The sequence below is a fragment of the Neobacillus sp. B24 genome (assembly GCF_055381825.1).
Window position 1 is genome coordinate 91,442 of sequence record NZ_AP035777.1, and the last position, 25,253, is coordinate 116,694.

Below are 25,253 nucleotides of genomic sequence, written 5' to 3' on the forward strand. Positions count from 1 at the left end.
CAAAAGAATAGTCTGGCAACTATGGCGAGAAGGTCACACCCGTTCCCATACCGAACACGGAAGTTAAGCTTCTCAGCGCCGATGGTAGTTGGGGCAAGCGCCCCTGTGAGAGTAGGACGTTGCCGGGCTAAGCCCCTTTTGGGGCTATTATTTTGTCTACATTATAGTTGGCCCCTTGGTCAAGCGGTTAAGACACCGCCCTTTCACGGCGGTAACACGGGTTCGAATCCCGTAGGGGTCACCATTTCGGAGGATTAGCTCAGCTGGGAGAGCATCTGCCTTACAAGCAGAGGGTCGGCGGTTCGATCCCGTAATCCTCCACCACTTAAATTAAAGTATGAGCCATTAGCTCAGTTGGTAGAGCAACGAGCAAAGCTTCTATGAAAAGGCTGCGAGTTGTACATGCCGAGCCGCTTCTTGAATATTCTTTCTGAGGCGGGGACATCTGACGTCCACAATCAAAATTTAGGGAATCATCATAGTATGAGCCATTAGCTCAGTCGGTAGAGCATCTGACTTTTAATCAGAGGGTCGAAGGTTCGAATCCTTCATGGCTCACCATTTAAATATGCGGGTGTGGCGGAATTGGCAGACGCACCAGACTTAGGATCTGGCGCCGCAAGGCGTGGGGGTTCGACTCCCTTCACCCGCACCATTTATGTTGCGGAAGTAGTTCAGTGGTAGAACACCACCTTGCCAAGGTGGGGGTCGCGGGTTCGAATCCCGTCTTCCGCTCCATTTATTTGCCGGGGTGGCGGAACTGGCAGACGCACAGGACTTAAAATCCTGCGGTAGGTGACTACCGTACCGGTTCGATTCCGGTCCTCGGCACCATTGTAATTTCATATGCGCCCGTAGCTCAATTGGATAGAGCGTCTGACTACGGATCAGAAGGTTATGGGTTCGACTCCTGTCGGGCGCGCCATTTAAAATTATTCTTTCGGGAAATAGCTCAGCTTGGTAGAGCACTTGGTTTGGGACCAAGGGGTCGCAGGTTCGAATCCTGTTTTCCCGACCATTTGCACGAATATGGGGCCTTAGCTCAGCTGGGAGAGCGCCTGCTTTGCACGCAGGAGGTCAGCGGTTCGATCCCGCTAGGCTCCACCAATTTCTTTAAAAAATATATTGACATTGCATTCTAGCTTTGTTACTATAAGAAAGTCGCCTTTAAGCGGCAATGAAAAATAGTTCTTTGAAAACTAAACAAACAAAAACGTCAACAATAAAATTATTCATTCCTAACGGAATGAAGCCAACGTAACTTTTATGAGCTAATCAACTCATCTTTTTTGGAGAGTTTGATCCTGGCTCAGGACGAACGCTGGCGGCGTGCCTAATACATGCAAGTCGAGCGAATCAATGGGAGCTTGCTCCTGTTGATTAGCGGCGGACGGGTGAGTAACACGTGGGCAACCTGCCTGTAAGACTGGGATAACACCGGGAAACCGGTGCTAATACCGGATAATTCTTATCAACACATGTTGGTAAGCTGAAAGTCGGTTTACGCTGACACTTACAGATGGGCCCGCGGCGCATTAGCTAGTTGGTGAGGTAACGGCTCACCAAGGCGACGATGCGTAGCCGACCTGAGAGGGTGATCGGCCACACTGGGACTGAGACACGGCCCAGACTCCTACGGGAGGCAGCAGTAGGGAATCTTCCACAATGGACGAAAGTCTGATGGAGCAACGCCGCGTGAGCGAAGAAGGCCTTCGGGTCGTAAAGCTCTGTTGTCAGGGAAGAACAAGTATCGGAGTAACTGCCGGTACCTTGACGGTACCTGACCAGAAAGCCACGGCTAACTACGTGCCAGCAGCCGCGGTAATACGTAGGTGGCAAGCGTTGTCCGGAATTATTGGGCGTAAAGCGCGCGCAGGCGGTCCTTTAAGTCTGATGTGAAAGCCCACGGCTCAACCGTGGAGGGTCATTGGAAACTGGGGGACTTGAGTGCAGAAGAGGAAAGCGGAATTCCACGTGTAGCGGTGAAATGCGTAGAGATGTGGAGGAACACCAGTGGCGAAGGCGGCTTTCTGGTCTGTAACTGACGCTGAGGCGCGAAAGCGTGGGGAGCAAACAGGATTAGATACCCTGGTAGTCCACGCCGTAAACGATGAGTGCTAAGTGTTAGGGGGTTTCCGCCCCTTAGTGCTGCAGCTAACGCATTAAGCACTCCGCCTGGGGAGTACGGCCGCAAGGCTGAAACTCAAAGGAATTGACGGGGGCCCGCACAAGCGGTGGAGCATGTGGTTTAATTCGAAGCAACGCGAAGAACCTTACCAGGTCTTGACATCCTCTGACACTCCTAGAGATAGGACTTTCCCCTTCGGGGGACAGAGTGACAGGTGGTGCATGGTTGTCGTCAGCTCGTGTCGTGAGATGTTGGGTTAAGTCCCGCAACGAGCGCAACCCTTGATCTTAGTTGCCAGCATTTAGTTGGGCACTCTAAGGTGACTGCCGGTGACAAACCGGAGGAAGGTGGGGATGACGTCAAATCATCATGCCCCTTATGACCTGGGCTACACACGTGCTACAATGGATGGTACAAAGGGCTGCAAAACCGCGAGGTTGAGCCAATCCCATAAAACCATTCTCAGTTCGGATTGCAGGCTGCAACTCGCCTGCATGAAGCCGGAATCGCTAGTAATCGCGGATCAGCATGCCGCGGTGAATACGTTCCCGGGCCTTGTACACACCGCCCGTCACACCACGAGAGTTTGTAACACCCGAAGTCGGTGGGGTAACCGTAAGGAGCCAGCCGCCTAAGGTGGGACAGATGATTGGGGTGAAGTCGTAACAAGGTAGCCGTATCGGAAGGTGCGGCTGGATCACCTCCTTTCTAAGGAATCGTTAGTCCTTACGGACTAATAAAACGTTGATTGTTTTCTGTTTGTTTAGTTTTGAGGGAATTATTCTCTCAAAGCTTTTTTATTCGTTCTTTGAAAACTAGATAATCGTAAGAAGAAGTAACCAAGTAAAAACCGAGTGATCGCCATTTTAGTTTTTCTCTCTAATGAATGTTAGAGTAAAACCTTTTAGGTTAAGTTAGAAAGGGCGCACGGTGGATGCCTTGGCACTAGGAGCCGATGAAGGACGGGACTAACACCGATATGCTTCGGGGAGCTGTAAGTAAGCTTTGATCCGGAGATTTCCGAATGGGGGAACCCACTGCTCGTAATGGAGCAGTATCTTTACCTGAATACATAGGGTATGGAAGGCAGACCCGGGGAACTGAAACATCTAAGTACCCGGAGGAAGAGAAAGCAAACGCGATTCCCTGAGTAGCGGCGAGCGAAACGGGAACAGCCCAAACCGAAAGGCTTGCCTTTCGGGGTTGTAGGACACTCAACATGGAGTTACAAAGGAACGGGGTAAATGAAGCGGCCTGGAAAGGCCAGCCGTAGAAGGTAAAAGCCCTGTAGTTGAAACTTCGTTCCCTCCTGAGTGGATCCTGAGTACGGCCGGACACGTGAAATCCGGTCGGAAGCAGGGAGGACCATCTCCCAAGGCTAAATACTCCCTAGTGACCGATAGTGAACCAGTACCGTGAGGGAAAGGTGAAAAGCACCCCGGAAGGGGAGTGAAATAGTACCTGAAACCGTGTGCCTACAAGTAGTCAAAGCCCATTCATGGGTAATGGCGTGCCTTTTGTAGAATGAACCGGCGAGTTACGATTACATGCGAGGTTAAGTTGAAAAGACGGAGCCGCAGCGAAAGCGAGTCTGAATAGGGCGTCATAGTATGTAGTCGTAGACCCGAAACCAGGTGATCTACCCATGTCCAGGGTGAAGTCCAGGTAACACTGGATGGAGGCCCGAACCCACGCACGTTGAAAAGTGCGGGGATGAGGTGTGGGTAGCGGAGAAATTCCAATCGAACTTGGAGATAGCTGGTTCTCTCCGAAATAGCTTTAGGGCTAGCCTCACGTAGTAAGAGTCTTGGAGGTAGAGCACTGTTTGGACTAGGGGCCCTCATCGGGTTACCGAATTCAGACAAACTCCGAATGCCAATGACTTATCCGTGGGAGTCAGACTGCGAGTGATAAGATCCGTAGTCAAAAGGGAAACAGCCCAGACCACCAGCTAAGGTCCCAAAGTATACGTTAAGTGGAAAAGGATGTGGAGTTGCTTAGACAACCAGGATGTTGGCTTAGAAGCAGCCACCATTTAAAGAGTGCGTAATAGCTCACTGGTCGAGTGACTCTGCGCCGAAAATGTACCGGGGCTAAACGTATCACCGAAGCTGTGGGTGGACACCGTCTGGTGTCCGCGGTAGGAGAGCGTTCTAAGGGCGTTGAAGCTAGACCGTAAGGACTGGTGGAGCGCTTAGAAGTGAGAATGCCGGTATGAGTAGCGAAAGACGGGTGAGAATCCCGTCCACCGTATGCCTAAGGTTTCCTGAGGAAGGCTCGTCCGCTCAGGGTTAGTCGGGACCTAAGCCGAGGCCGAAAGGCGTAGGCGATGGACAACAGGTTGATATTCCTGTACCACCTCTTTATCGTTTGAGTGATGGGGGGACGCAGGAGGATAGGGTAAGCGCGCTGCTGGTTATGCGCGTGTAAGCAGTTAGGCTGAGAAGCAGGAAAATCCGCTTCTCACAAAGGCTGAGCTGTGATGCCGAGGGAAATATAGTACCGAAGTTCCTGATTCCACACTGCCAAGAAAAGCCTCTAGCGATGATATTAGGTGCCCGTACCGCAAACCGACACAGGTAGGCGAGGAGAGAATCCTAAGGTGAGCGAGAGAACTCTCGTTAAGGAACTCGGCAAAATGACCCCGTAACTTCGGGAGAAGGGGTGCTCATTACGGTGAATAGCTGTGATGAGCCGCAGTGAATAGGCCCAGGCGACTGTTTAGCAAAAACACAGGTCTCTGCGAAGCCGCAAGGCGAAGTATAGGGGCTGACGCCTGCCCGGTGCTGGAAGGTTAAGAGGAGGGGTTAGCCTTAAAAGCGAAGCTCTGAATCGAAGCCCCAGTAAACGGCGGCCGTAACTATAACGGTCCTAAGGTAGCGAAATTCCTTGTCGGGTAAGTTCCGACCCGCACGAAAGGCGTAACGATCTGGGCACTGTCTCAACGAGAGACTCGGTGAAATTATAGTACCTGTGAAGATGCAGGTTACCCGCGACAGGACGGAAAGACCCCGTGGAGCTTTACTGTAGCCTGATATTGAATTTTGGTACAGCTTGTACAGGATAGGTAGGAGCCTGAGAAACCGGAGCGCCAGCTTCGGTGGAGGCGTCGGTGGGATACTACCCTGGCTGTATTGAAATTCTAACCCGCACCCCTTATCGGGGTGGGAGACAGTGTCAGGTGGGCAGTTTGACTGGGGCGGTCGCCTCCCAAAGAGTAACGGAGGCGCCCAAAGGTTCCCTCAGAATGGTTGGAAATCATTCGTAGAGTGTAAAGGCACAAGGGAGCTTGACTGCGAGACCTACAAGTCGAGCAGGGACGAAAGTCGGGCTTAGTGATCCGGTGGTTCCGCATGGAAGGGCCATCGCTCAACGGATAAAAGCTACCCCGGGGATAACAGGCTTATCTCCCCCAAGAGTCCACATCGACGGGGAGGTTTGGCACCTCGATGTCGGCTCATCGCATCCTGGGGCTGTAGTCGGTCCCAAGGGTTGGGCTGTTCGCCCATTAAAGCGGTACGCGAGCTGGGTTCAGAACGTCGTGAGACAGTTCGGTCCCTATCCGTCGTGGGCGCAGGAAATTTGAGAGGAGCTGTCCTTAGTACGAGAGGACCGGGATGGACGCACCGCTGGTGTACCAGTTGTCTTGCCAAAGGCATCGCTGGGTAGCTATGTGCGGACGGGATAAGTGCTGAAAGCATCTAAGCATGAAGCCCCCCTCAAGATGAGATTTCCCATAGCGTCAAGCTAGTAAGATCCCTGAAAGATGATCAGGTTGATAGGTCAGAGGTGGAAGCATGGTGACATGTGGAGCTGACTGATACTAATCGATCGAGGACTTAACCAAGTCAAAATGATTATTCGGTTTACTGAAACTTCTTCTGCATTATCTAGTTTTGAGGGAATGAAACCTCAAAAGAATAGTTTGGCAACTATGGCGAGAAGGTCACACCCGTTCCCATACCGAACACGGAAGTTAAGCTTCTCAGCGCCGATGGTAGTTGGGGCAAGCGCCCCTGTGAGAGTAGGACGTTGCCGGGCAAACAAAAGACAACCTGAAAAAATGGTTGTCTTTTTTGTGTCCTTTTAAAAAAGGTAATTGGCTTTGAAAAAAGGAGTTTCGCGGATATATTGGGATTTTCGCAGATATATTTGTTTTTTCGCGGAAAAAATCAAATTAACGCGGATATATTTTGTTTTTCGCGGATATCCGGAGAAAAACCGCGGATATAATTTTTTAAGTCTATTTTTATTGAACAAAATCACCTAATTTCCACATGTAAATTACGCCAATAGAGTCTATTGGAGCAGTAACCCAGCCGTTTATGCTCCCGAAATACGCAAATAGAACCGATTCATGAAGAATACCCGATGTTTTCCCTCTTCACCTTCGCCAATCACCTCATATTTGAGGAATATACCAATTGTTTTCATTTTGTCCCCCCTCAATTCATTATTTTGTGCCCAATCCTAAACGAAATAGTAGTTTTTTCCCACTATCCCCACGTTTCGTAACCGCAAGATTTGGAGAAAATCATAAAGTAGTGAATCGTTGCATCTCACCATGAATTTGAGTATAATTAATGTCAAATATAGTCAAAGTCAGATGATGACAGGGGGTGCGCAGCCGGAATGAGAAACATCTCCGATATTATCGAGAAATACTTGAAACAAGTCTTAGAAATGAGTGAAGAGGATATCGTTGAAATTAAACGCAGTGAAGTGGCTGATAAATTTCAATGTGTTCCTTCGCAGATTAATTATGTAATCAACACTCGCTTTACAATTGAACGCGGATATCTCGTTGAAAGCAAACGGGGCGGAGGCGGCTATATCCGGATTATAAAAGTAGAATCACATGATTCAGCCGATTTAATCGATCACTTACTATCGCTTATTCACGGTCGAGTGGCACAGGCAAGTGCGGAGGATGTAATCACTCGTCTTGTCCAGGAAGAAATCATCACAAAACGGGAAGCCAAAATCATGCTGTCTGTTATTGATCGCTCCGTGCTCTATATTGACCTCCCATACCGGGATGAATTGCGGGCAAGAATGCTAAAAGCAATGTTAACATCTTTGAAATATAAATGAAAACTTGCCGATTGGCCAGTCCGTTAGGACGAAGACAGAGGCGTAGTTGAATTTATGCGTTAGGAAATTATAAAATTTTATAATTTCATATTAGCTAAATAAGTATCCGGGGTATGTCTGGTCGAGTATCTAAATAATCAGCTGCAAAACCACATGCCCTTTACAGAGGTGAGGAAAATGAATTGCCAGGAATGCAACCAACGGCCTGCAGCGCTTCATTTTACAAAAATTATTAACGGTGAAAAAACAGAAGTGCACCTGTGTGAAAAATGCGCCCAGGAAAAAGGTGAAATGTTTATGTTTAATGGGGAATCGGGCTTTTCCTTTAATAATCTATTAGCCGGTTTACTAAACATTGACCCAACGTTTCAACAGCCTAGTAAAAGTCCGTTCCATCAGGAGGAAATCCTGCAGTGTCATCATTGTTCGATGACCTTTCCGCAATTTTTAAAAGTGGGCCGGTTTGGCTGTGCTCATTGCTATGAAACCTTTCAAGACCAGCTAAAACCGGTACTAAGGCGCCTTCACGGCGGTAACTGGACTCATAATGGAAAAATACCAAAGCGAATTGGCGGCAGTATCCACCTTCGTAAGCAAATTGAGGAACTGAAACATAACTTAAGAGAATCAATCATCCGCGAAGAGTTCGAGCAGGCGGCACGAATTCGCGATGAAATTCGCCAACTTGAAAAAAGGTTGACAGGTAGCCTTGAGGGAGGGGAGTAGCGATGTCGCTCGAACGTTTTTTAAATCAGGCGGTCAGCTCCTGGATGAGTGAGGAAGGACCCGATTCCGATATTGTCCTAAGCTCGCGGATTCGCTTGGCGCGGAATCTGGAGGCCTATAACTTCCCGACACTTTTTTCTCATGAGGAAGCAAAACAGATCATTTCAGATATGGAAAATCTGCTTCAAAAGGGAACACTGCCAAAGTTCGGGAAACTGGAACTGTTGAAAATCGATGAAATGCAGCCGCTGCAAAAGCGGGTATTAGTGGAGAAACACCTAATTAGCCCAAATTTGTCAGAGGACTCACCACATGGGGCCGTTTTATTATCGGAAAACGAAGAAGTCAGTATAATGATTAATGAAGAAGATCATATTCGGATCCAGTGCTTGTTTCCTGGCTTGCAATTGGCGCAAGCCTTGGAAGCGGCCAATGAGATTGATGACTGGATTGAACAGCATCTCCAATATGCATTTGATGAAAAACTGGGTTACCTGACAAGTTGTCCTACTAACGTTGGAACCGGACTCCGGGCATCGTTAATGATGCACTTGCCGGGGTTAATATTAACGCAGCAAATCAGCCGGATTATTCCTGCGATAAATCAATTGGGGTTCGTCGTACGAGGAATTTATGGTGAAGGAAGTGAAGCGCTGGGGAACATTTTTCAAATTTCCAACCAGATTACACTCGGAAAGGCGGAAGAGGATATCTGCCGCGACTTAATGGGGGTTGTCAGCCAGATCATTTCACAAGAAAGGTCGGCGCGGGAAGCATTACGGAAAACTTCTAACATACAATTAGAAGATAGAGTGTTTCGTTCCTTAGGGGTTTTAACCAATTGCCGGATCATTGAATCAAAAGAAGCTGCAAGATGTTTATCAGATGTTCGTTTGGGGATTGACATGGGATACATCAAAAATATCTCCAAAACGATATTAAATGAGTTAATGATTTTAACCCAACCGGGTTTTCTACAGCAGTATGCCGGCGGACCATTAAGGCCGCATGAAAGGGATATAAGAAGAGCAGCATTAATTCGAGAACGATTCCAACTGGAATCTGAAAAATCAGGGTAGTGTCAAAAGTTCTATGAAAACTCCTTAAGGGGTTAGGTTCCTTTCCACATATTGGGTGCGTCGGCCCCGCAACCGCTCTTGACAAACACGCCAATGGTTTGAGATTCCTTTATCAAGGGCGACGGGGACAAAAAGAAGGCATGCCAAATAGCCCTTGGTATTTCCATTTTAAACCATTGGCAAGTTCGGTTTGTCAAGAGTTCGCTTCGCCGGTTGCTAGTGGGTTCAAGGGCTCTGCTAAACAAAAAGTTAGACTGTTTGTTCAATGATCCAATCTTGAGCTAAACCTATTAATTTAGTCCAGCGTGCAGGCATATTCGGTCGCAGTAAGAGCTCTGGATTAACCACTGGCACATTACCTTCTAACGCTGAGTGAGGCCGTAAAAAGTTAAAGTAAGCCACAAAAAGCGTCACAAACGAAACAGACCCATGTTCGGACCCAAACCCGTGTGTTGAGCGATAATTGCCCTTAAATGTGCGATTGAGTCTTTCAATCACTTGTTTGAGAGGCCTATACTCCTTTGATACAGGATCTTCATTGGTAAGCCCAATGACCTGAGTAATGTCAAAGTGAATATCATGCTGGGCGTAAAAGTGTTGGGCTAAGAGATATATCGGATTGCCGTCCACCACAAATGTAAGATCTTCCGGAATCTCTTTAAATTTCATTAGGACATCATCAATGGCACGGATTGCTGTCGCTGTATCTCGATTTGCTGACACTGGATAAGACAGAATGATCTTTTTTACCGCATCAAAGAAGAAGAACAAGTAATGCCAACGACCTTGAACCCTAATATAGGTTTCGTCCCCACAGAACTGATCAGAAAGCTCGTAGGGATAGTGGTCTACGTAAGGTTTAAGGATTAATGCAACTGCGTTCTCGTAATTTAAAATGCTTTGATGCGATATAGAAACACCATGGATATCTTTCATGAGTGCAGCTGTCTTCCGGGCCGAAAGGCCATAGTTAACGTGATAGGTTAAAATAAGCCCCAATGTATGTGGCGACACATAAAGCCTGGCCAAGTCAACCTTTGGTTTCTTAGGAGAAGCCTTTGACAATGGCTGAAAATCAATGTGGAACTGCCGGAAGATATATCTTAATTTAAAGGCTTGTGGATCCTTTTTAAACTGTTTCTTCTCTTTCGCAGACATGCCATTCAGTTTCTGCTGGTAGTAGGAACAGTCATTATTTTTACACTTGTACACGTCAAAGTCTTTTCGCTCTTTGACTTTCTCAAGGGTCCTAGAACAATGAGGACACTTCAAAATAGCCTCCTTCGAATAGCGATTTTTATCATTGAAAAGACAGGCACACACCTTACATTGAAACTGTCCTTTGCCTCCATTATTGGCATAAAGATAATCCGCTGGAGCACCACACTGCGGACATTTCATTGACTTGGGCACACATGCCTTTGTATTCGAACGCCTTTGAACAGGTTTTAGTTGTTTACCGTTCTTCTCCAGGTATTCGGTTAGGAGGCTTCGGTAATCAAGTTTCTGAATGGTTTCGATGATCGGAAGATCATCCACCTGGAGTTTACGATAAGGTTTATTTACAGGTTTTTCCTCAGGCTTTTCAAACATCCCCTTCCCAATAAGAAGGGTAAGTAATGTTCGAATTATTTGTTCTTGGTACTTAATAAAAGTTAATAAATAGGTTATAATTTGAGGGTACAAATTGTCACTTCCTATCTAGGTTGTTGAGAGTGTGGTAACCTCAATTATCCTTAGATTTAAGGGGGTGGCAATTTTTTTGCTTATAAAGCCCTCTATAATAGGATTCTATAGCCTATTTCTTATAAAAGTTTTTACAATACGAAAATCAGGTGAGGAGTGATAGTATGATGTTCGGCCGTTTTACTGAAAGAGCACAAAAGGTGCTTGCTTTAGCACAGGAAGAAGCAATTCGACTTGGGCACAATAATATAGGTACTGAGCATATTTTGCTAGGATTGGTCCGCGAAGGCGAAGGGATTGCGGCGAAGGCCCTTTATGGTCTTGGCCTTGGAGCCGAAAAAATCCAAAAAGAAGTAGAAAATTTAATTGGCAAAGGGCAAGAGGCCTCACAAATCATCCACTACACTCCAAGAGCAAAAAAGGTCATTGAACTTTCCATGGATGAGGCCCGCAAACTGGGTCATTCCTATGTGGGAACCGAGCATATTCTCCTAGGTTTAATTCGTGAAGGCGAGGGAGTTGCCGCCCGCGTTCTTAATAATCTTGGCGTCAGCCTAAACAAGGCACGGCAGCAGGTACTGCAATTACTAGGAAGCAACGAGTCCGGTGGACATCAGGGCGGAGGGGCTGCAAGTGCCAACACACCGACACTTGATAGCCTTGCTCGTGATTTGACAGCCATTGCGCGTGAAGGCAGCTTGGATCCGGTTATTGGCCGCAGCAAGGAAATCCAGCGGGTCATTGAAGTACTTAGCCGTCGGACGAAAAATAACCCGGTATTAATTGGTGAGCCTGGGGTAGGGAAGACAGCGATTGCTGAAGGACTTGCTCAACAAATAGTCAATAATGAAGTCCCGGAAATCCTGCGTGATAAGCGTGTCATGACGCTTGATATGGGAACTGTTGTTGCAGGAACCAAATATCGCGGTGAATTTGAAGACCGTTTGAAAAAGGTAATGGATGAAATTCGCCAGGCTGGTAATATCATTCTGTTTATCGATGAGCTGCACACGTTAATTGGCGCCGGTGGAGCTGAAGGGGCAATTGACGCCTCGAACATCTTAAAGCCATCGCTTGCCCGTGGTGAGCTCCAATGTATTGGGGCAACTACCCTTGATGAATACCGTAAATATATTGAAAAAGATGCTGCACTTGAGCGCCGGTTCCAGCCAATTCGTGTTGATGAACCGACAGCTGAGGAATCGATACAAATACTAGAAGGATTACGTGACCGCTATGAGGCGCACCACCGGGTTTCTATTACGGATGAAGCCATTGAGGCAGCAGTTAAGCTTTCAGATCGTTATATTTCCGATCGGTTCTTGCCGGATAAGGCCATTGATTTAATTGATGAAGCAGGGTCAAAGGTTAGACTCCGCTCTTATACTACACCACCAAATTTAAAAGAGCTTGAAGTGAAGCTTGAAGAAGTTCGCAAAGAAAAGGATGCGGCTGTTCAAAGCCAGGAATTCGAGAAAGCTGCATCGCTAAGGGATTCCGAGCAGCGCTTGCGCGAACAGCTTGAGGAAACGAAGAAGAGCTGGAAGGAAAAGCAGGGCAAAGAGAATAATGAGGTGACAGTAGAGGATATCGCCAGTGTCGTTTCTAGCTGGACGGGAATTCCGGTTTCCAAGCTTGCAGAAACTGAAACCGCCAAGCTGCTTAACCTTGAGGAAATTTTACATTCACGGGTGATCGGCCAAGAAGAAGCGGTCAAGGCTGTATCCAAAGCAGTCCGCCGGGCAAGAGCAGGCTTAAAGGATCCAAAGCGTCCAATTGGTTCGTTTGTGTTCCTTGGTCCTACCGGTGTCGGGAAAACCGAGTTGGCCCGCGCCCTTGCGGAAGCCATGTTTGGCGATGAAGATGCAATGATTCGGATCGATATGTCCGAGTATATGGAAAAACATTCGACATCAAGACTTGTCGGTTCGCCTCCGGGCTATGTCGGCTATGAAGAAGGCGGACAGTTAACAGAGAAGGTGCGCAGAAAGCCGTACTCTGTCATCCTGCTTGACGAAATTGAAAAAGCACATCCGGATGTGTTTAACATTTTACTGCAGGTGCTTGAAGACGGACGTTTAACTGATTCTAAAGGCAGAACAGTCGATTTCCGCAACACTGTTCTAATCATGACTTCCAACGTTGGTGCCGAAGCGTTAAGACGAAATAAATATGTCGGATTTAATATTCAGGATACAGTGCAAGACTATAAGGACATGAAAGGTAAGGTTATGGAAGAACTCAAGCGGGCATTCCGTCCAGAGTTCCTGAACCGAATTGATGAAATTATTGTCTTCCATGCATTGGAGAAAAAGCATCTTGATGAAATCGTGACGCTATTGTCTGATCAGCTTATTAAACGCTTAAGAGAGCAAAACATCGATGTCGATCTGACTCCGGCAGCAAAAACCAAAATTTCCGAAGAAGGCTATGACCCTGAATACGGGGCTAGACCGCTCCGCCGGGCGATTCAAAAGCATATTGAAGACCGGTTATCCGAAGAGCTGCTAAAGGGGACACTGTTGACAGGGCAAAAAGCTACAATCGATGTGGAAAATGGCGAGTTTGTTGTCAGAACAGCGGAGAAAACCAGCTTAGCCAAATAAGTTTTAAAAGATTTTTTCGAAACACTGAAACCAATGACAAGAGGTACACGTTAATAAGGATGAACCGTGTACCTCTTTTTTGCTAAATTCAACTACGCTTCTGTCTTCGTCCTAACGGACTCGCCAATCGGCGAGTTTTGATTTGTATGTTTTTGAGCGTCAAGAGAGGAAGAACTGCTATGGTAAAAAGAAAAACAAAATTTATGTGTCAGGAATGTGGCTATGAGTCGCCAAAATGGATGGGAAAATGCCCAGGCTGCGGCCAGTGGAATAAGATGGTCGAAGAGGTAGAGGTAACAGGCGGTAATCGGCGCGGGGCCTTCGCTCATTCGCAAGGAGGTTCGGCAGTGCTGTCCAAACCAACTCCCATCACCTCGATTGAAATGGTTAGCGAACCAAGAATTCATACCGATTTAAATGAATTAAATCGGGTTTTGGGCGGCGGAGTTGTGAAGGGCTCATTGGTGCTAATTGGGGGTGACCCGGGAATCGGAAAATCCACGCTTCTTCTCCAGGTTTCTTCGCAGCTGGCGGATAAAGGTCATCAAGTACTATACATATCCGGAGAAGAATCGCTGCGGCAAACAAAGCTCCGGGCAGAACGGCTAAACATTACCTCGGAAAATCTGTTTGTCTATGCAGAAACCAACCTCGCAGAAATCAATATAACGATTGAAAATACCAATCCAAGCTTTGTGATTATTGACTCAATCCAAACTGTTTATCATCCTGAAGTGACATCAGCACCAGGGAGTGTATCTCAAGTACGCGAATGTACGTCTGAATTAATGAGGATTGGCAAAACAAAAGGCATTGCCATTTTTATTGTCGGTCACGTCACAAAAGAGGGTTCGATTGCCGGCCCAAGATTGCTCGAGCATATGGTCGATACTGTTCTATATTTTGAAGGGGAGCGGCATCATACGTATCGAATACTACGGGCAGTGAAGAATCGCTTTGGCTCAACAAATGAGATGGGCATTTTTGAAATGAAGGAAGTTGGCCTGGAAGAAGTAGAAAACCCTTCGGAAATTTTCCTCGAAGAGCGGTCACGCGGTGCGGCAGGTTCAACTGTTGTCGCCTCAATGGAAGGAACTCGCCCGGTCCTTGTTGAAATTCAGGCGCTAATCTCGCCGACCAGTTTTGGTAATCCAAGAAGAATGGCCACCGGCATCGATCACAACCGTGTGCCGTTATTAATGGCGGTGCTGGAAAAGCGGGTTGGCATGCTGCTCGCCAATCAGGATGCCTACTTAAAAGTAGCTGGCGGAGTAAAACTAGATGAACCAGCCATTGACTTAGCGGTAGCCGTCAGCATTGCCTCTAGCTTTCGTGACAAACCTACGCGGCCAACAGACTGCGTTATTGGAGAAGTCGGCTTGACTGGAGAAGTCAGACGGGTATCAAGAATTGAGCAGCGGGTCCAGGAGGCAGCTAAACTGGGATTTGAGCGGGTCATTCTGCCAGCTAATAATTTGGGAGGGTGGAGCGCACCAAATGGTGTTCAATTAATCGGCGTTTCCTCGGTCAGCGAGGCATTACAAGCAGCATTGGGGGGATAGTTAATGGAGCATAAAAAGCCAGAGGGGCCATCCGTCAGTGACGTATTGCAAATGGTTTCGCCGGGAACACCCCTTCGCGAGGGTCTTGATAATGTTCTTAGGGCTAATACCGGCGGTCTGATTGTGATTGGATATAACGAGAAAGTGAAAAGTATTGTCGAGGGCGGCTTTGAGATTAATTGCCCATTCTCGTCGAGCTTTTTATATGAATTGGCAAAAATGGACGGGGCGATTATTCTAAACGAAACTTGCAATAAGATTTTGATTGCCAATGCCTCACTTGCCCCGGACTCGAATATCCAATCATCGGAAACAGGCATGCGGCACCGGACGGCTGAGCGTGTGGCGAAACAAACGAAGGCGCTTGTCATTGCCATCTCGCAGCGGAGAAATGTCATTACGTTGTATCAGGGCAATTTCCGCTATGCCTTGAAGGATATCGCCGTCATTTTAACGAAAGCGAACCAGGCAATTCAAACTCTGGAAAAATACAAGTCTGTTCTTGAACAGAGCATCACCAATTTAAGCATTTTGGAATTTGAGGAGTCGGTCACCTATAACGACTTTTTGCTCGTGCTGCATCGGTTTGAAATGGTGTTAAAAATCAAAAATGAATTGCTGGCATTCCTGTACGAACTTGGGACAGAAGGCCGGCTGATCCGGCTGCAAATGAACGAAATACTGACCGAACTCGAGAATGAAATCATGATGATTATCAAGGACTATGCCTTCAACCGCGAAATTAAGCCGGGCGAGGTGCTGAGGAAGATGCAGGCATTAACATATAGTGGCAGCTTTGATGACGTGACGTTATTAAAATTAATGGGCTATCTCGGCTACGTCCATCTCGACGAAAATAAACATCCGCGCGGCTACCGAATCTTAAACAAAATCCCGCGGCTTCCCGGGGTCATCATTGAAAATCTGATTAATTCCTTTCAACATTTGCCGCATATTATCACAGCCACGGTAGAAGAACTGGACGATGTCGAGGGGATCGGCGAGGTCCGGGCAAAAAAAATTAAAGAGGGCTTTAAGTTGATTAGAGAGCGGTTATACACTGATCGGCATCTCTAAAAAAGATTGAAAGAATGCATTTGCTATGTTAAAATTAAAAACTTTAATTAATTTGACACTAATATTTTTCAATGCTACCCTATGAAAGTATAACAACCTTGTTTCAAGATGGTTACATTTTGGAAAAATAATCACAAAATCAACGTTTCAATTTTACGAATATGTTTATAATTAATAGAGGAGGTGAAGAAATGTTAAAACGAATTGTGCAGGCCTGCTTCCTCATTATGGGTGGTACGCTTGGGATTTGGTTATTGCCGCAATTGTTCACTCTTCTTCATGTGGATGACATACAAGCGGTCAATAATACGTATGTTGCTGCTATTTTAGGTGCTATTATTTTTTATCTTATTACCTTTTGGGCAGTAGATTATGTGTTTAATTTCATTAAATGGGCAGAAGATTCTCTTGTGAAAGTTCCTGTTACGGATGTGTTATTTGGAAGTCTAGGGTTAATCTTTGGGTTATTGGTGGCCTTTTTAATCGGCTTTGCGCTCAATGCGGTTCAAGTGCCAATTGTCAATGAGGTAGCACCGATTCTATTAACTCTATTATTTGGTTATTTAGGTTTCCAGGTTGGCTTCAAAAAGCGTGATGAGCTAATCGGATTGTTCGGCAAAGGCGGGAATAAGAAGAAGAATGCCGAAGAGGAAGCTGAAAAGCCTGAAAATAAAGGTCTGAAAATATTGGATACCAGCGTAATTATTGACGGCCGGGTCGCTGATATTTGTCAAACCGGGTTTTTGGAAGGAATTATTGTGATTCCTCAATTTGTCCTTGAGGAACTGCAGCATATCGCCGACTCCTCCGATGTGTTAAAGCGAAATCGCGGCCGAAGAGGGTTGGATATCTTAAACCGGATCCAAAAAGAGTTGGCCATTAAGGTGGAAATTTACGAGGGCGATTTTGAAGAGATTGCCGAAGTCGATTCCAAGCTTGTAAAGCTGGCGAAGCTGACAAACGGTGTCCTTGTCACGAATGATTTTAATTTAAATAAAGTATGTGAATTGCAGAATGTTTCTGTCCTGAATATCAATGATTTGGCCAATGCGGTCAAGCCAGTTGTCCTGCCGGGTGAAGAATTGACAGTTCAGGTCATTAAAGATGGAAAAGAGTATCATCAAGGCGTTGCCTACTTGGATGACGGAACGATGATTGTAGTGGAAGAAGGCAGAGAATACATCGGTAAGCGCATTGAAGTCCTCGTAACAAGTGTTCTTCAGACCTCTGCAGGCAGAATGATTTTTGCCAAACCGAAACTGTTAGAAAAAGCGTTGTAGATAGATATAAATAGAGTGGGGTATTACTATGACTTACCAGGTCATTCTCCCGGCTGCTGGCCAGGGAAAGCGAATGGGTGCAGGGAGAAATAAGCTTTTTCTCGAACTAAATGAAGTGCCTGTTTTAATTCATACATTAAAGGTATTTGAAGCAGACGAGGCATGCGAAGGGATCATTCTTGCGGTGCATCCGCAGGACGAGCCCGAATGTAAAGAGATGCTAAAAAAATACAACATTCATAAAGTAAAGGGCTTAGCCGCTGGTGGCAAGGAACGGCAGCACAGCATTTTTAATGCGCTGAAAACGGTCAAGTCCGAAGGTATTGTCCTTGTCCACGATGCCGCCAGACCATTTATCCAAATGGAACAGATCCACCGCCTATTTGAAACAGCGCGCGAAACGGGCGCGGCTATCATCGGAGTACCGGCAAAGGATACGATGAAAAAAGTAGTTGGCGGTAAAGTAGTGGAAACTGTCGAACGTTCAAGCTTGTGGGCGGTACAAACCCCGCAAGCTTTTCGTGTTTCGTTGCTCCGAGAGGCGTATGAGCAGGCGGAAAAGGATAACTTCCTTGGGACGGATGATGCTAGCTTGGTTGAACGGCTTGGACATTCTGTGTCCATCGTCGAAGGGGATTATGATAATATCAAACTGACAACCCCGGAAGATTTATTTTTCGCAGAAGCGATTTTAAAAAAGAGAAAATAGACAAAAGGAGTTATTATCATGTTTCGTATTGGACAGGGCTTTGATGTCCATCAATTAACAGAAGGACGTCAGCTTATTATTGGCGGAATTACTATTCCCTATGAAAAGGGACTGCTTGGTCATTCTGATGCGGATGTGTTATTACATACGGTTTCCGATGCCTGTCTTGGAGCGATAGGTGAAGGAGATATCGGCAAGCATTTTCCCGATACCGACCCGGACTTTAAAGATGCCGACTCCGCCAAACTGATGGAGCATGTCTGGCAGCTGGTAAAATCGAAGGGGTATGAGCTTGTGAATGCCGATTGCACCATCATTGCGCAGAAACCAAAGATGGCGCCGTATATTGAGCAAATGCGGGCCCGGATAGCACAACTTCTCGAAGCGGATGTAGAGCAAATTAATGTTAAAGCAACCACCACCGAAAAACTGGGCTTTACCGGCCGCGGTGAAGGCATTGCCTCTCAGGCTGTGGTATTGCTAAAAAAGACCGGCAGTTAACCTTTATCACTTGATATCATCGTGTTAAAATAATGCAGTATGAAAACCAATTGGAAAGTAGTGACATGACGATGGCAAACGAAGTACGTGTAAGATATGCTCCGAGTCCGACCGGACATTTACATATCGGAAACGCCAGAACTGCGCTGTTTAATTATTTATTTGCACGCAACCAGGGCGGCAAATTTATCATCCGCATTGAAGATACCGACAAGAAGCGGAATATTGAAGGCGGCGAACAGAGCCAATTAAAATATTTAAAATGGCTGGGCATGGACTGGGATGAAAGTGTCGATGTCGGCGGCGAATACGGACCGTACCGTCAATCGGAACGAAATGATATTTATGAGGGTTATTACAAGCAATTGTTAGAATCCGATAAAGTCTATAAGTGCTATTGTACAGAGGAAGAACTTGAGGCAGAGCGTGAAGCTCAAATGGAAAAGGGCGAAACCCCGCATTATTCCGGCCGGTGTCGTCATTTGACTGCAGAACAGCGCACCCAGTTCGAAAATGAAGGCCGCCGGCCAAGCTTGCGTATTGCTGTTCCTCAAGGAAAAACGTATACATTCGATGATATGGTCAAAGGTGTTGTTTCCTTTGAGTCCGAGGGAATGGGCGACTGGGTCATTGCGAAAAAGGATGGAACCCCGACCTATAATTTTGCCGTAGCTGTCGACGATCATTTGATGGAAATCACTCATGTGCTGCGCGGCGATGATCATATTTCCAATACACCAAAACAGCTGGTAGTCTATGAGGCATTGGGCTGGGAACCACCGATTTTTGGCCATATGACGCTGATTGTCAATGAAAGCCGGAAAAAGTTGAGCAAGCGTGACGAATCGATTATCCAATTTATCGAGCAATACGAAGAGTTAGGTTATCTGCCTGAGGCATTATTTAACTTTATTACTTTGCTTGGCTGGTCGCCAGCAGGCGAAGAAGAACTATTTACCAGAGATGAATTTATCAAAATTTTCGATGCCGACCGTCTGTCCAAGTCACCTGCATTGTTTGATCAGCAGAAGCTCACTTGGATGAATAACCAATATATGAAAAAGGTTGAAGTTGAGCGGGTTGTTGAGCTAGCGATGCCGCACTTAATTAAGGCCGGCCGCGTTAGTGAAAACCCTACTGAAGCTGAACGTCAGTGGGTGCATAGTCTAGTTGCCCTGCTTCAGGAAAAAATGAGCTTTGGAGCCGAAATTGTTGAGCTTTCGGATATGTTCTTTAAAGAAGATGCAGACTATGAAGAGGATGCCAAAGAAGTGCTTTCAGGGGAAACTGTTCCACAGGTATTAAAAGCATTTTCAGAGGAATTGGAAAACCTTGAGGCTTTCGAGGCTGATGGAATTAAAGCGGCGATGAAGGCCGTGCAAAAGTCCACCGGGCAAAAAGGAAAAAATCTATTTATGCCGATTCGTGCCGCTGTAACAGGCCAAACGCATGGCCCGGACCTGCCTCAATCGATCGAGCTGCTGGGTCGTGAGAAAGTCCAAAAAAGAATTAGCAAATTATTAGTTAACAACTAGAGAAAAATGTAATATAGTATTTATAAGTATTTTATACAGGCTAAAGTGTCGATGAGGAAAAGTAGAAAAATGATGCTTAAAAGAGAGAACCATCACCGGCTGAAAGTGGTTCAGGCCGCTCACTTTTTGAAGTGCCCCTCTGAGCCCCATTTCGAAATCTTTGAGTAGATTTGGGCGGAACCATCCGTTAACAGGGAAGAGTGAGGCTATAACAGTCCTTTGCATACTTATTTTTGCAATCGGATTTGGCCTAATCAGAGTGGAACCACGCGAGTAAGCGTCTCTGTCGATCCGACAGGGGCGTTTTTTATTTTTAAAAAAGAGGGTTGGGTAATAAAAGGGGGAATGGAGATGTTCAAGCGATTAAAGGAAGATATTGAAGTAGTATTTGAGCAAGATCCGGCGGCCAGAACTTACTTGGAGGTCATCTTGACCTATTCCGGTCTGCATGCTGTCTGGTGGCACCGGATTGCACATGCCTTATATAACCGCAAGTTTTTTTTCCTGGCACGCGCAATTTCACAAATAAGCCGATTCCTAACCGGAATTGAAATCCATCCGGGGGCAAAAATAGGCAGAAGATTTTTTATCGACCATGGGATGGGGGTTGTCATCGGGGAAACCTGCGAAATTGGCGATAATGTAACTGTATTCCAAGGGGTAACCTTAGGCGGTACAGGTAAAGAAAAAGGCAAGCGGCACCCGACCATCAAGGACAATGTCCTGATTTCCACCGGGGCCAAGGTGCTTGGCTCGATTACCATCGGGGAAAACTCCAAAATCGGCGGCGGTTCGGTTGTGTTAAAAGAAGTACCGCCAAACTCTACCGTGGTGGGGATTCCGGGACGGGTTGTCGTACAGGACGGCAAACGCATTAATGTCAATCGTGACCTCAACCATTGTGACCTGCCGGACCCGGTAGCAGACCGCCTCAAAGAAATGCAAACAGAATTGGACCAGTTGCGAAATGAACTGGCATATTTGAAAGAAGAAAGGACTAAAGTCAATGGCCATTCAACTTTTTAATACAATGACACGAAAGAAAGAACTATTCGTACCGCTTGAAGAAGGAAAAGTAAAAATGTATGTTTGCGGTCCGACTGTCTATAATTATATTCATATCGGAAATGCCCGTCCGGCAATTGTTTTCGACACAGTCCGCCGTTATCTAGAATTCCGTGGCTATGACGTTAAATATGTATCAAACTTTACTGATGTCGATGATAAATTAATCAGGGCTGCCAATGAACTTCAATCAGATGTACCGACCATTGCTAATCGGTTTATCGACGCCTATTTTGAAGATGTGTCTGCGCTAGGCTGCAAAAAGGCGGATGTCCATCCGCGCGTAATGGAAAATATGGACATCATTATTGAGTTCATCAGCCAATTAATTGAAAAAGGCTATGCCTATGAATCGGAAGGGGACGTTTATTACCGTACCCGCCGTTTTGAAGAGTACGGCAAGCTTTCCCACCAGTCTATTGATGACCTGCAAATTGGCGCCAGAATTGAGGTCGGCGAGAAAAAGCAGGATGACCTTGACTTTGCTCTTTGGAAAGCAGCGAAAGAAGGCGAAATTTCCTGGGATAGCCCTTGGGGTCCGGGACGGCCTGGCTGGCATATTGAATGCTCGGCGATGGCGAAAAAGTATCTTGGGGAAACAATTGATATTCATGCTGGCGGTCAAGACTTAACCTTCCCGCACCATGAAAATGAAATTGCCCAGTCTGAGGCTTTAAGCGGAAAAACTTTTGCCCGCTATTGGATGCACAACGGCTATATTAATATCGATAATGAAAAAATGTCCAAGTCACTCGGCAACTTTGTATTAGTCCATGACATCATTAAGCAAATTGATCCGAAGGTATTACGATTCTTTATGCTGTCGGTTCACTACCGCAATCCAATCAACTATAGTCAGGAATTATTGGAAAGTACTACAGCAGCGCTGGAACGCTTAAAGACCTCTTATGAGAACCTAAAGCACCGCCGCCGGGCTAGTGCAAATTTAACACAAGACAACCAAGAATGGTTTGAAAAAATCAGCTCTCATCGCGTTGAATTTATCGAGGCGATGGATGATGATTTTAACAGTGCCAAGGCTATTTCGGTGTTATTCGAATTATCGAAGCTCGCCAACTATTATCTGATGGAAAAAAATACAGCAGTGGAAGTCATCGATGCCTTTACAGCACAATTTGAAGAATTGTTTGCTGTCCTTGGGCTGACCCTTGAAAGTGAAGAATTGCTCGATGAAGAAATTGATGCTTTGATTGAGCAGCGAATTCAGGCACGAAAGGATCGCAATTTCCAATTAGCTGACAGAATCCGTGATCAATTAAAGGACATGAATATCATTTTAGAAGATACTCCGCAAGGTACAAGGTGGAAAAGAGGCTAATTCAATGCTTGATTATGAAAACACAGTTAATGTTCAGCAATTAAATAGTCTGGCGCTTGCCTATATGGGTGATGCCATATTCGAGACATATGTCCGGCGTCACCTGCTGTACAGCGGGCAAGTCAGACCCCACCAGCTGCACCGGGAAGGGACCAAATATGTCTCGGCAAAAGCACAATGCCAAATTGTATTTCAAATGATGGATAATGGGCTGCTAACAGAAACAGAATTAGCTGTGGTCATGCGGGGCCGCAATGCCAAATCTGGTACAGTACCAAAAAATACGGATGTGCAAACCTATCGATACAGCACAGCATTCGAGGCGTTGATGGGGTATTTATTTTTATCAGAAGAAACCGAGCGCCTCGAAGAGCTTATTTCTCAAGCTCTTACCTACGTAGATCAACAGAAAGGAGGCCGTTAGTATGAATCAGGATTATATCGTTGGCAAAAATCCGGTAATCGAGGCCTTAAAATCAGGGCGGGACATCAATAAAATTCTTATTGCTGAAGGGTCACAGCACGGGCAGATGCAGCAGATTATCGGGCTGGCAAAAGAAACAAATGTGCTTGTCCAATTTGTTCCAAAGAAAAAGATTGATCAAATCACCGAGCAAAACCATCAAGGTGTACTTGCTTATGTCGCTGCCTATCAATATGCGGAGTTGGACGACCTGTTTGCTGCTGCTGAAAAGAGAAATGAATCTCCTTTCTTTTTATTATTGGATGAAATTGAAGATCCTCATAATCTTGGCTCAATCATGAGGACAGCGGATGCGGTTGGAGCTCATGGTATTATCATTCCTAAGCGCAGGGCCGTTGGATTAACAGCAACGGTAGCAAAAGCATCGACTGGAGCAATTGAATACATCCCGGTTGTCCGGGTGACAAATATGGCCCGGACAATCGATGAATTGAAGGAGCGCGGGGTATGGATTGCCGGTACCGATGCCAAGGGCAAGGATGATTACCGCAGACTTGATGGCACCTTGCCGCTTGGTCTAGTCATTGGCAGTGAAGGAAAAGGAATGGGGCGGTTAATTCGCGATAAATGTGATTTTCTCATCCATTTGCCTATGGCCGGGAAAGTAACGTCTTTAAACGCATCTGTTGCGGCAGCGCTATTAATGTATGAGGTATACCGGAAACGGCATAGCCTGGAAGGATAGCATATGGATATCCTGCTTGTGGACGGATATAACATTATTGGGGCATGGCAGGAACTGAAAGTATTAAAAGATCGCGACCTGCCGGCGGCGCGGGATCGCTTAGTTGAAAGGATGGCCGAGTACCAAGCCATATCCGGTTACCGCGTCATTGTCGTGTTCGATGCCCATTATGTAAAAGGGACAGAAAAAAAGTATAAAAATCATCAGGTAGAGGTTATTTTTACAAAGGAAAATGAATCGGCTGATGAACGGATTGAGAAATTGGCAATCAGCCTGAGCAATCGGAAAACGCAAATTCACGTTGCGACTTCCGATTTTACAGAGCAATGGCAGATTTTTGGACAAGGGGCACTGCGGAAATCTGCCAGAGAACTGGAAATCGAAATGTCTTCCATTGAAAAAAATATTGAGCGGAAAGTAAAAAAGATTCAAGAAAAGAAACCTTTTGCCAAGATACCGATTAGCGAAGAAATGGCAGAAATTTTTGAAAAGTGGCGCAGAGGGCAGAAGTAAGCCTGTACTTCAAATTTTTTCTAATGTATACTATTAGTATCTATGCTTGTTCGGTGGAGGGGATCTAATTTGAGTACGGACTTCGGAACAAAAATGAATGAACAAATCTTTGTCATGGAGGATGAAGAAATTGTAGATTTGGTTCATCAAGGTGACGGTGAAGCGTTGGATTTTTTAATTCATAAGTATCGGAATTTTGTGCGTGCCAAAGCAAGATCCTATTTTCTGATTGGTGCCGATAAAGAAGATATCGTCCAGGAAGGCATGATTGGTCTATATAAGGCCATTCGCGACTTTCGTGAGGACAAGCTTACTTCCTTTAAAGCGTTTGCCGAGCTTTGCATAACCCGCCAAATTATTACGGCGATTAAGACAGCGACAAGGCAAAAGCATATTCCGTTAAATTCTTACGTTTCATTGGACAAGCCCATATTTGATGAAGAATCAGATCGGACACTTATGGATGTATTATCCGGGGCAAAGGTGCTTGACCCGGAGGAATTGATTATCAACCAAGAAGAATTTGACCATATCGAAGTAAAAATGACTGAATTATTAAGCGACTTGGAACGAAAGGTATTGGCGCTCTATTTAGATGGACAGTCATACCAGGAGATTTCCGAAGAATTGAACCGCCATGTCAAATCGATCGATAATGCATTGCAGCGCGTCAAACGGAAATTAGAACGATACCTGGAAATTCGGGAATTTTCGCTATAAATGTATCCGCTTTAAAAGTATGGCATTTATTTGAATCTCGTTCTGAATGTTATTGACATTGATTTGGCATCATGTTACATTTTTAAGGATATATCAGGTGAAAAATTATGAATAAAAAAATAGTGCTTGCCTGTGAAACGTGCGGCTCACGAAATTATTCGACAGCCGGCAACGACAAAAAACAGGAAAGATTGGAAATAAAAAAATACTGCAAAACTTGCGGGTCTCATACCATTCATAAAGAAACAAAATAGACCAAGCAATCGTTGGGGGTTACTTAAATGTCTCGCATAAAGAAATTCTTTAGTGATATTATTCGTGAAATGAGAAAAGTAAGCTGGCCAAAGCGCGGTGAACTGACTCGTTCGACCATTACTGTTGTTTCGACTGTTGCTTTCTTCGCGATTTTCTTCGCGGTGTTGGATTTGGGTATTTCGGAATTGATTCGCTTAATTCTTGAATAA

General features: G+C 45.8%; 19 protein-coding genes, 9 tRNA genes, 4 rRNA genes and 1 other annotated feature. Of the genes, 31 read left to right on the forward strand and 1 reads right to left on the reverse strand.

Annotated elements, in window-relative coordinates; all coding sequences use genetic code 11:
• Positions 1-11 precede the first annotated feature (11 nt).
• From rrf (ACZ43M_RS00450) to ACZ43M_RS00525, 16 genes are all read left to right on the forward strand, one after another.
• A 5S ribosomal RNA gene (gene rrf / locus ACZ43M_RS00450) occupies positions 12-128 on the forward strand.
• A gap of 41 nt (positions 129-169) precedes the next feature.
• A tRNA-Glu gene (locus tag ACZ43M_RS00455) sits at positions 170-244 on the forward strand.
• A gap of 4 nt (positions 245-248) precedes the next feature.
• A tRNA-Val gene (locus ACZ43M_RS00460) sits at positions 249-324 on the forward strand.
• Positions 325-485: 161 nt separating this feature from the next.
• Positions 486-561: transfer RNA gene (locus tag ACZ43M_RS00465), tRNA-Lys, on the forward strand.
• Between the two features lie 9 nt (positions 562-570).
• Positions 571-655, forward strand: a tRNA-Leu gene (locus tag ACZ43M_RS00470).
• Positions 656-663: 8 nt separating this feature from the next.
• Positions 664-738, forward strand: a tRNA-Gly gene (locus tag ACZ43M_RS00475).
• Between the two features lie 7 nt (positions 739-745).
• Positions 746-834 (forward strand) — tRNA-Leu (locus ACZ43M_RS00480).
• A gap of 14 nt (positions 835-848) precedes the next feature.
• Positions 849-925, forward strand: a tRNA-Arg gene (locus ACZ43M_RS00485).
• A gap of 16 nt (positions 926-941) precedes the next feature.
• Positions 942-1,018: transfer RNA gene (locus tag ACZ43M_RS00490), tRNA-Pro, on the forward strand.
• 13 nt (positions 1,019-1,031) lie between these two features.
• Positions 1,032-1,107 (forward strand) — tRNA-Ala (locus ACZ43M_RS00495).
• Between the two features lie 179 nt (positions 1,108-1,286).
• Positions 1,287-2,836, forward strand: a 16S ribosomal RNA gene (locus ACZ43M_RS00500).
• Positions 2,837-3,035: 199 nt separating this feature from the next.
• Positions 3,036-5,975 (forward strand): 23S ribosomal RNA (locus ACZ43M_RS00505).
• Positions 5,976-6,052: 77 nt separating this feature from the next.
• Positions 6,053-6,169: ribosomal RNA gene (rrf, locus tag ACZ43M_RS00510) — 5S ribosomal RNA — on the forward strand.
• The 16S, 23S and 5S rRNA genes sit together here with 9 tRNA genes alongside, the layout of an rRNA operon.
• 591 nt (positions 6,170-6,760) lie before the next feature.
• Positions 6,761-7,222, forward strand: coding sequence for a CtsR family transcriptional regulator (locus ACZ43M_RS00515; RefSeq protein ID WP_464505580.1), 462 nt, complete (start codon positions 6,761-6,763; stop codon positions 7,220-7,222).
• Positions 7,223-7,399: 177 nt separating this feature from the next.
• Positions 7,400-7,948 carry a UvrB/UvrC motif-containing protein gene (locus tag ACZ43M_RS00520; protein WP_464505581.1) on the forward strand — a complete coding sequence of 183 codons (549 nt, stop codon included), beginning with the start codon at positions 7,400-7,402 and terminating at the stop codon, positions 7,946-7,948.
• A 2-nt stretch (positions 7,949-7,950) separates the two neighbouring features.
• The gene (locus tag ACZ43M_RS00525; protein WP_464505582.1) at positions 7,951-9,027 is read left to right on the forward strand and encodes a protein arginine kinase; all 1,077 of its coding nucleotides are present in this window, start codon (positions 7,951-7,953) and stop codon (positions 9,025-9,027) included.
• Between the two features lie 249 nt (positions 9,028-9,276).
• On the opposite strand, the gene ACZ43M_RS00530 is transcribed toward ACZ43M_RS00525, so the two are convergent.
• Complete coding sequence (locus tag ACZ43M_RS00530; RefSeq protein ID WP_464503290.1) at positions 9,277-10,713, reverse strand: IS6 family transposase; 1,437 nt, start codon at positions 10,711-10,713, stop codon at positions 9,277-9,279.
• Positions 10,714-10,877: 164 nt separating this feature from the next.
• Here ACZ43M_RS00530 and clpC point away from each other — a divergent pair, with 164 nt between their 5' ends.
• The 15 genes from clpC (at position 10,878) to secE (ending at position 25,253) form a co-directional block, all read left to right on the forward strand.
• Positions 10,878-13,319 carry an ATP-dependent protease ATP-binding subunit ClpC gene (gene clpC / locus ACZ43M_RS00535; RefSeq protein ID WP_464505583.1) on the forward strand — a complete coding sequence of 814 codons (2,442 nt, stop codon included), beginning with the start codon at positions 10,878-10,880 and terminating at the stop codon, positions 13,317-13,319.
• A gap of 179 nt (positions 13,320-13,498) precedes the next feature.
• The gene (gene radA, locus ACZ43M_RS00540) at positions 13,499-14,881 is read left to right on the forward strand and encodes a DNA repair protein RadA (protein ID WP_464505584.1); all 1,383 of its coding nucleotides are present in this window, start codon (positions 13,499-13,501) and stop codon (positions 14,879-14,881) included.
• Positions 14,882-14,884: 3 nt separating this feature from the next.
• Positions 14,885-15,958: a DNA integrity scanning diadenylate cyclase DisA gene (disA, locus tag ACZ43M_RS00545; protein ID WP_464505585.1), complete on the forward strand. Its 1,074-nt coding sequence runs from the start codon at positions 14,885-14,887 to the stop codon at positions 15,956-15,958.
• A 191-nt stretch (positions 15,959-16,149) separates the two neighbouring features.
• Complete coding sequence (locus ACZ43M_RS00550) at positions 16,150-17,238, forward strand: PIN/TRAM domain-containing protein (protein WP_464505586.1); 1,089 nt, start codon at positions 16,150-16,152, stop codon at positions 17,236-17,238.
• Positions 17,239-17,266: 28 nt separating this feature from the next.
• Positions 17,267-17,947: a 2-C-methyl-D-erythritol 4-phosphate cytidylyltransferase gene (gene ispD, locus ACZ43M_RS00555; RefSeq protein ID WP_464505587.1), complete on the forward strand. Its 681-nt coding sequence runs from the start codon at positions 17,267-17,269 to the stop codon at positions 17,945-17,947.
• A gap of 18 nt (positions 17,948-17,965) precedes the next feature.
• A complete protein-coding gene (gene ispF / locus ACZ43M_RS00560; protein ID WP_464505588.1) occupies positions 17,966-18,448 on the forward strand; it encodes a 2-C-methyl-D-erythritol 2,4-cyclodiphosphate synthase in 483 nt (160 codons plus the stop codon).
• Positions 18,449-18,519: 71 nt separating this feature from the next.
• On the forward strand, positions 18,520-19,983 hold the full coding sequence (gltX, locus tag ACZ43M_RS00565) for a glutamate--tRNA ligase (RefSeq protein WP_464505589.1): 1,464 nt from the start codon (positions 18,520-18,522) through the stop codon (positions 19,981-19,983).
• A 39-nt stretch (positions 19,984-20,022) separates the two neighbouring features.
• Positions 20,023-20,271 (forward strand) — a binding site (T-box leader).
• A gap of 63 nt (positions 20,272-20,334) precedes the next feature.
• Entirely contained in the window at positions 20,335-21,009 is a 675-nt protein-coding gene (gene cysE / locus ACZ43M_RS00570; RefSeq protein WP_464505590.1) for a serine O-acetyltransferase, read from the forward strand.
• The gene (cysS, locus tag ACZ43M_RS00575; protein WP_464505591.1) at positions 20,990-22,387 is read left to right on the forward strand and encodes a cysteine--tRNA ligase; all 1,398 of its coding nucleotides are present in this window, start codon (positions 20,990-20,992) and stop codon (positions 22,385-22,387) included. The genes cysE and cysS overlap by 20 nt, the downstream gene beginning before the upstream one ends.
• A gap of 4 nt (positions 22,388-22,391) precedes the next feature.
• Positions 22,392-22,811, forward strand: a complete 420-nt coding sequence (locus ACZ43M_RS00580; RefSeq protein WP_464505592.1) for a Mini-ribonuclease 3 — start codon at positions 22,392-22,394, stop codon at positions 22,809-22,811.
• A gap of 1 nt (position 22,812) precedes the next feature.
• Positions 22,813-23,556, forward strand: a complete 744-nt coding sequence (gene rlmB / locus ACZ43M_RS00585; RefSeq protein ID WP_464505593.1) for a 23S rRNA (guanosine(2251)-2'-O)-methyltransferase RlmB — start codon at positions 22,813-22,815, stop codon at positions 23,554-23,556.
• Between the two features lie 3 nt (positions 23,557-23,559).
• Positions 23,560-24,069: an NYN domain-containing protein gene (locus tag ACZ43M_RS00590; RefSeq protein WP_464505594.1), complete on the forward strand. Its 510-nt coding sequence runs from the start codon at positions 23,560-23,562 to the stop codon at positions 24,067-24,069.
• Between the two features lie 69 nt (positions 24,070-24,138).
• The gene (sigH, locus tag ACZ43M_RS00595) at positions 24,139-24,789 is read left to right on the forward strand and encodes an RNA polymerase sporulation sigma factor SigH (RefSeq protein ID WP_464505595.1); all 651 of its coding nucleotides are present in this window, start codon (positions 24,139-24,141) and stop codon (positions 24,787-24,789) included.
• Between the two features lie 107 nt (positions 24,790-24,896).
• The gene (gene rpmG, locus ACZ43M_RS00600) at positions 24,897-25,043 is read left to right on the forward strand and encodes a 50S ribosomal protein L33 (RefSeq protein WP_464505596.1); all 147 of its coding nucleotides are present in this window, start codon (positions 24,897-24,899) and stop codon (positions 25,041-25,043) included.
• Positions 25,044-25,070: 27 nt separating this feature from the next.
• The gene (gene secE, locus ACZ43M_RS00605) at positions 25,071-25,253 is read left to right on the forward strand and encodes a preprotein translocase subunit SecE (protein ID WP_464505597.1); all 183 of its coding nucleotides are present in this window, start codon (positions 25,071-25,073) and stop codon (positions 25,251-25,253) included.